Origin of the sequence: Mesorhizobium sp. M7A.F.Ca.US.014.04.1.1, assembly GCF_003998745.1 — a bacterium.
GTDB classification, from domain to species: Bacteria; Pseudomonadota; Alphaproteobacteria; order Rhizobiales; family Rhizobiaceae; genus Mesorhizobium; species Mesorhizobium ciceri.
Map to the genome: position 1 here is coordinate 1 of NZ_RZRW01000397.1, position 5,562 is coordinate 5,562.

At 63.0% G+C, this 5,562-nt stretch carries 4 protein-coding genes and 1 pseudogene; 1 reads left to right on the top strand and 4 read right to left on the bottom strand.

The window, feature by feature from the left end; translation table 11 throughout:
• Positions 1–546 (bottom strand): siderophore-interacting protein (locus tag EOA22_RS23100; RefSeq protein ID WP_206521320.1); only part of this gene is annotated, 546 nt, incomplete at its 3' end.
• A 125-nt stretch (positions 547–671) separates the two neighbouring features.
• Positions 672–1,556, bottom strand: coding sequence for a LysR family transcriptional regulator (locus tag EOA22_RS23105; RefSeq protein ID WP_013529929.1), 885 nt, complete (start codon positions 1,554–1,556; stop codon positions 672–674).
• A 147-nt stretch (positions 1,557–1,703) separates the two neighbouring features.
• Between EOA22_RS23105 and EOA22_RS23110 the strand changes: the two are divergent.
• A pseudogene (locus EOA22_RS23110) lies at positions 1,704–3,236 on the top strand (MFS transporter).
• Between the two features lie 23 nt (positions 3,237–3,259).
• Here the strand turns inward: EOA22_RS23110 and EOA22_RS23115 are convergent.
• On the bottom strand, positions 3,260–4,036 hold the full coding sequence (locus tag EOA22_RS23115; protein WP_063168865.1) for an esterase family protein: 777 nt from the start codon (positions 4,034–4,036) through the stop codon (positions 3,260–3,262).
• Between the two features lie 4 nt (positions 4,037–4,040).
• On the bottom strand, positions 4,041–5,207 hold the full coding sequence (locus EOA22_RS23120; RefSeq protein ID WP_063168866.1) for an ATP-grasp domain-containing protein: 1,167 nt from the start codon (positions 5,205–5,207) through the stop codon (positions 4,041–4,043).
• Between the last annotated feature and the right edge of the window lie 355 nt (positions 5,208–5,562).

A 5,562-nucleotide genomic window follows, 5' to 3' on the forward strand; every position in this document is an offset into this window, starting at 1 on the left:
ATCCAGCGCCCGGATCGTGTAGACCCGCACGGCAAGAGCATCGTCGCCCGAAGGCCAGACAATCAGGCCGTCGGCGCCCATCGTCGGCCAGAGCGGCTGGCGGCCAGCCGGCGGCAGCAGCAGCCGCATGTGCAGGCCGCCATGGCTGAACCGGCCGAGATCCTTGCCGGCGAAGCGCAGACGCTGCATATGCGCCGAAATCCGCGTCGACGACATCACCGTGATCTCGCGGAAGAAGACCGGCGTGCCGGCGTCAACGCCGTCGCCTTGCCAATGAATGCCCCTGGTCGTGCCGAGATGTTCGGCGACATGGCCGGCAACCGTCATCTTCATGTAGGACAGGCAGGTTTCGTCGGACGCCGCGACGCGGATCAGTACGCTTTCATCATCGAGCGTGGCGCTCAACGAACCATAATAGAGGCGAAGCTCCCATTGGTCGGCGACGCCGGTGTCGATCTCGAATTCGCTGTGCTCGGCGCGCAGCCGGTCCATCACCGACCTGATCGCCGCGTCGCTGATCCGGGTTTGCGCGCTCAATTGGTCCATCATTCAAGTCCTATGCAACAGTTCGGGGCAAGCGCCGCAGCGCCCCCGCGGTCAGCGGCATGCCACAGCCGCTCAAGCGCTTCCACACAAACATGACTATCACTGTCATATTATGCGATGAACGCCTAGCGCGCCGCAAGGCGATCGGGAAGGAAATCGACGAACACGCGCACCTTCGGCGACAAATGGCGGTTGGAAGGCCACAGCATCCGGAACTGGCCACGGCCGTCGACATGACCGTCGAGAACGGTACGCAGCCTGTCTTCGTGCAGCGCCTCACGCACCAGGAAATCCGGCATGCAGGCGATGCCGAGGCCGGCGATCGTGGCGCCCTTCAATGCTTCCATGTTGTTGCAGGTCAGCATCGAGCGGATCTGCGGTTCAGCGCTTCCGGTTATGAACGGCCACTCCAGCAGCCTGCCGCTGTTGAGGAAGCGGAAGTTTATGCCGAAATGCCTGATGAGATCCGCCGGCTCGCCGGGTGTGCCATGGCGCTCGAGGTAGGAGGGCGCCGCGCACAGCAGCATGCGGAAGGGCGCAACGGGTCTCGACACGAGGCGCGAATCAGGCAGCTCGCCGCTGCGGATCGCGACATCGATGCCCTCGTCGATGACGTCGACGATCCGGTCGTTGAAATCGATGTCGAGTTCGATCTCGGGATAGCGGGCCATGAACTCCGACAACACCGGCAGCAACAGATGATAGGTGACGATCGGGGTGGATATGCGCAGCCGCCCACGCGGTGTTTCCCGTGTCCGCGACAGCATCGCCTCGGCATCGTCGATGTCGTCGAGGATGCGGCGCACCCGCTCGTTGAACAGCTTGCCCTCTTCCGTCAGGCCAATGCGCCGCGTGCTGCGCTGCAGGAGCCGCACGCCGAGTTCCTGCTCGAGCCGGGCGACACTTTTGCCGACAGCGGAAGCCGAGATGCCAAGCGCCCGTCCGGCAGCGACGAAATTGCCGAATTCGGCGGTGCGGGCAAAGGCCAGGAGCCCGTTGAGACGATCCATCGTGTCATTCCATTCGAGCGTTTCAGTCCGATATACCAGGAGATATAACACTATTCTTCCTGAAATGCCGACGACCTATCTTGTCATCACGACCGGCTCCGCAATCGCGCGGCCCACCGGCGAGTGCTGTTTCAGATAGGAAAATCCATGACTTCCAGGACCACAACCGGCTCTGCCGAGAGATGGCTCGTGCTCTTGTCCGTGTGCCTTGCCGCGATGACGATGCCATTGACCTTCACCGGTCCGGCCGTCGCTCTGTCGCGCATCGCGGCCGATCTCGGCGGCAGTCCCATCGAGCTCAACTGGGTGACCAACGCCTTCATGCTGACCTTCGGCGCCACCCTGATGGCGTCGGGCGCCCTGGCCGACAACCACGGCCGCAAGCGCCTCTTCCTCGTCGGCCTCTCCCTCTATATCCTGGCATCACTGGGCGCGATGCTGGCGCCGGACATCATCTGGTTCGACATCTTCCGGGCCGTGCAGGGGATCGGCAGTGCGGCCGCCTTCGCTGGCGGCGCCTCGGCACTCGCCCAGGAATTCGAAGGGCCATTGCGGCTGCGCGCCTTCAGCTTCCTCGGCACCAGTTTCGGCATCGGCCTCGCCTTCGGCCCGATCGCGTCGGGCCTGCTTATCTCCGCATTCGGCTGGCGGTCGATCTTTCTTCTGGTTGCGGCACTCGCGATTGCCGCCGCCATGCTCGGCCTGCGCACCATCAGGGAATCGCGCGACCCGGATGCGACGGGCCTCGACTGGGCGGGAGCCGGCACCTTCACGATCGCGCTGGCGTCGCTGACCTATGGCGTGCTCCAGGCGCCGCAGAGCGGCTGGGCTGATCCCCTCGTCGTCACGCTTCTGGCCGCTTCTATCATCTGTTTTGTCGCCTTCGTCGTTGTCGAGCGGCAAGCACAACGGCCGATGCTCGATCTCACGCTGTTTGCCTACCCCCGCTTCGTCGGCGTCCAGTTCCTGGCTGCGGCACCCGCTTACGCCTTCGTCGTCCTGCTCGTCCTGTTGCCGATCCGTTTCATCGGCATCGAAGGGATGAACGAGATCAAGGCCGGGCAATTGATGATCTGCCTCTCAGGTCCGCTGCTGATCCTGCCGATGCTCGCCGGCCAGCTGGCGCGCTGGATCGCACCGGCCACCATCTGCGGTGTCGGCCTGCTCGTCGCTGCCGCCGGGCTTGTCTGGCTGAGCCTGACACCACCGGTCGATAGTGCGCTGATGGCGCCGCTGATGCTGATCGGCGTCGGCATCGCTCTGCCCTGGGGATTGATGGACGGGCTTGCGGTCAGCGTCGTGCCAAGGGAGCGCGCCGGCATGGCGGTCGGCATCTTCAACACCACCCGCGTCGCCTGCGAGGGTGTGGCGCTGGCGATCGTCATGGCGACGCTTTCCGGCTTTGCCGCCGCGCAGCTCGCCGCATAAGGAATGGCATCTTCGACGGACGCAGCGGCGGCAGCCCAGTTGCTGGTGACCGGCAATCTCGGCGAAGCAGCACAACATTTGCCCCAAGCCGGAGCCATTGTTCTGGTCCAGGCCTACGAGACGGCGTTCGACAGGCTGCTGATCGTGTTGGCGGCGATCACCGTCGTCACCGCCCTTGTCGTCTTCCTTGGCCTGCGTCGCGTATCGGCTTCGGAGCGCGAAACCGCCCTGCCGGCATGCCAGGAAGGGTAGCCGTCAGCGGACGGGCCTCCCTATCAATCCAGCCTGTGCATCAGGTCGTCATCCAGCCAACGGCCGAAGAAATAGACCAGTTGCTTGTGCCACCACGGCCAGTCGTGGCTGACATCGCCGCCCCAGTAATCGACCCAGGCGGGAATGGATTTGTCGCGCAGGATCTGTTCCAACCTGCGCGTCTCGACCAGCATCCGCTCTTCCCAGGCGCCCTGCCCGCAGCAGAAGATCAGCCTGAGCGTCTTCAGCCGGGCCAGCAGTTTGGGATCGACGATGCCGGGCAGATAGTCGAGCGGCGAGTTGTAGAAGATATCGCCCTCGAGCGCCCTGCCGAAAAAATCGCGCGCCGAATAGACGCCCGACAGCGCGATGACGCCGCTGGCGAGTTCGGGAAAGCGGAAGACGAAGTTCGAGGAGTGATAGCCGCCCATCGAACAGCCCGAGAACAGCGGCTTCAGCTTGCGCCCGCCATTGGCCTGCTCGGCCGTGGACAGGAAGTCCGGCAGCGCTTCCTCGCGCACATAGCGGAAATAGGCCTCGTGGCGGGCAATGCGATGGGCCGCGTCGGCATGCTTGTCGAAGAAGGATTCCGAATCGACGCCGTCGACCGTGAACAGCTGGATGCGGCCGGTGTCGATGAATTCGGCCAGTGCGCCCACCCCGCCGGAATCCTCGAACTGGTAGAACCGGCCCTGCGAGGTCGGAAACACCACCACCGGCCGGCCGGCATGGCCGTAGCGCTTGTATTCCATGTCGCGGCCGAGTTGGCTCGAGAAATTCTTATGATAGGAAATGTCCATCGCCTCACGCCTTTTCCGCGTGGATGTACGCGACCGCTTCGCGCAGCGCTGCTTCGTCTTTCGAGCGCATCTGGTAGGCGTAATTTCCCATGGCGCGGCTGAAAACCTCTTCGATGGCCTGATGGTGGACGATCTTGTCGCGGTGCGCGGCTAGCACGTCCTCATGGCTGTGCAAATAGTGGAGGCGTCGCTTGCGGCTGGCATAGGCGGTGAAATATTTGCCCTCGTAAGGGCCGCCGGCGGCATCCCTGACCACCATGTCGGCCCACGCCGCATAGACATCGATGTCGAACGTATAGTTGATCGCATCGGTCATCCAGGCGCCGGGCGGGCGCATGTTGACCTCCAGCGCGATGACACGGTCGTCCTTGGTCTCGAACAGCTCGATGTGGAAGAAGCGTTCACGCACGTCGAATGCTTTCAGGATCTTTCGACCGGCCTCCTCGACCGCCGGGTTGATTCTGGGAAAGCAGGTATAGCTCATGTGGCGGTCCTTGTTGACCACCTCCATGACGCTCTGGTCGTAGCGGTGGCTGGCCGCCAGCACCACCTCGCCGTCGCGGTTGACCAGCCCGTCATAGGTCACCACCAGCCCCTCGATGAACTGCTCCATGACGAAGGTCACGTCCTCGGGCTTGTCCCGGAAGAACTGGTCGAGCTCCTTGGCGTTGGAGATCTTGAAGGTGTTCGATGCGCCGGAACCGCTGTCGGGCTTGACCACCACCGGATAGCCAACGCGCCGGATGAAGGTCATGGCCCCGGCGCGGTCGGAACATTTGCGCTGCGCGATGGTGTCGACGCCGCTCTTGCGGAAGAAGGCACGCATGCGGCTCTTGCGCTTCAGGTTCTTCACGAAATCGAGCTTGGTGCCGTAGATGTTGAAATCGGTGCGGATGTTGGCTTCCAGCTCCAGCCAGTGTTCGTTGAGCGATTCAAAGCGGTCGATGCGGCCCCACTTGTGGATGAAATGCCCCATTGCCCGGAACACCGGATCATAGTCCTCCATGTCGGCGACACGGTAGTACTCGCTGAGCGCCGCCTTCAGCTTGGCGTCGAGCGCGTCATAGGGCGCGTCGCCGATACCGAGCAGCCTGGCCCCGGCCTTCTTCAAACGGTCGCAGAAATCCGCGCCATTGGCGGGAAAATGCGGCGAGAAGAACACGAAATTCATGGACGACCCCTCCCGGCGACTGGACATCGCAACCCGTCGCCCAAGTCTGGCGCATTTGCCGCGCCTGGGGAAGAGCACGCGCGTCGGGGTGCCGCCCGTCTCAACCAGCCGACAGACAAATCGGACAACTCATCTGCTGCCTAATCCGGACGACTGCTTACGACACGGCCTGCCGAACTCAGCTGAACAAAGGCCTGGCGGCGGCAGTCAGTTCGGCGGTGTTGGCAGCCTTTGTGCCGAAAGTTTTTAATGATAGGAATTTTTTCTTGACTCCCTGCCCTCAGCTAAGGTACATTTTCATCCATGGTGCTGATTTGCGCCAGTGACCCGCCGCACAGGCGGGTTTTTTCTTTTT

Excerpts from the sequence above, each read along its gene's own strand:
- EOA22_RS23105 (WP_013529929.1), bottom strand. The coding sequence starts at position 1,556 with ATGGATCGTCTCAACGGGCTCCTGGCCTTTGCCCGCACCGCCGAATTC.
- EOA22_RS23115 (WP_063168865.1), bottom strand. The coding sequence starts at position 4,036 with ATGGACATTTCCTATCATAAGAATTTCTCGAGCCAACTCGGCCGCGAC.
- EOA22_RS23120 (WP_063168866.1), bottom strand. The coding sequence starts at position 5,207 with ATGAATTTCGTGTTCTTCTCGCCGCATTTTCCCGCCAATGGCGCGGAT.